This window comes from Bacillus sp. 05T31 (genome assembly GCF_056396725.1).
In genome coordinates, this window is the sequence record NZ_JBFTMA010000874.1 from 1 (window position 1) to 1,520 (window position 1,520).

2 pseudogenes are annotated in these 1,520 nt (G+C 33.2%); both read left to right on the plus strand.

Annotated features, from left to right (window positions below):
• Window positions 1-422, plus strand: a pseudogene (locus AC1DJR_RS29440) (aminotransferase-like domain-containing protein); the annotation flags it as partial.
• Between the two features lie 245 nt (window positions 423-667).
• Window positions 668-1,081, plus strand: a pseudogene (locus tag AC1DJR_RS29445) (VOC family protein).
• Window positions 1,082-1,520: the final 439 nt, after the last annotated feature.

The window sequence follows — 1,520 nt, forward strand, 5'->3', positions numbered from 1 at the left end:
GTCCTATGATTTCGCAAGCTGCTTTAGAAATTTACATAAAGAGCGGAATGTTTGATCGGCATAAACATAAAATAAAAGCATCTTACTACAATAGGTCAAAAAAACTAGCGGCAGTAGTAGAAGGTGTTCAAAATGAAAATCCACATTTGTTTACTTCTAGAACAGTAGATCCAATTGGAATACACACTTGTTTACAGTTGAAAAAAAATATAGTCACGGACACATTTATTAAAAATTTAAGCAAGAGTCAAATAAGCATAGATTCTATTGATAAAAATTATTTAAGTAACTTTCATAAAGAGAGATTGTTAAAGGTAAATGTATCTAATGTAAAAGAAGAAAAGATTGAAGAAGGGATTGGGAAAGTAATTGAGGAAATAAAACGAATGAACCGTGTAGATTTTCAGTTTAAAAAAGAATAATGTTTATTAAGAGGCGTAATATGAAAAAGAAAATAATTGCATTGTTTGTATGTACTGCTCTGGTTGAGTCACAATAATAATGTTTAATTACAAAAAAATCGTTCCATTCATGATATACCATTAAAAGGTCGTTTTCTTGAATTTGAATTAGAGAACGGGTTATGTATATGTGAATTTAAGGTAATTCAGAGGGTGTTATTTCATTTAGTATAAGGAAGTATTACTCAACATGGAGGAGATTAATTATGAGCGATACACAGACATTACGAGGGCTAACCACAGTTAGTTTTTGGACAAATGATCTAGCCAGCTGCGAAGAAGTGGTACGCTGAGCTATTAGGAAGCGTACCATACTTTGAACGCCCAGGATATGCCGAATTTCGCCTTGGAGACTACCAACATGAGCTAGGTTCGATAGTCGTTATGCGCCAGTTGGTACAGTGACCGGTCCAGCTGGTGCTATCGTGTATTGGCATGTTGATGATGTTACAGCAACTTACAATAAGCTGATGTCTATGGGAGCGAAAGAGTATGAGGCACCTACAGAGCGCGGCGTGGGATTCACCACCGCTTCTGTAGGTGATCCCTTCGGAAACATATTAGGCATTATGTACAATCAGCACTATTTAGATGTGCTGATTTCGAACAAAAAAGCGTGAACCTCGCTGTTGCACCACGAGGCATAGGGTGCAATGCTACTCAAATTTAATTCATATTATTTTACCCCTTTCTTAAAAAAAGAACGGGGTTATGCTTGTTTTAGGTTCGTAAACGTAAAGTAACTCCAAGATATATAATAAAAAATACCCCAGAGTAAGCTTTTAAATAACAGTTTACCTTCATTTTCTATAATACAACCTAATATTAATATATATAGTAGATATTTACTTTATAAAATAAGGGGAAATATTTTGAAAAGAATGTATTAAATTAAAGTTTAAAGAGTACTCAGGAGTTGAGTGCTCTTTTTCTTTATACTGTACACAAATAATTTATCTTTGCACATATACAAAACATTTTTTGAAGTTTATCAAAAAATAGGGAATTATTACTAAATTAATGATATCCTTAAAGTAGGTTTTTAATTTTGTATAGGAG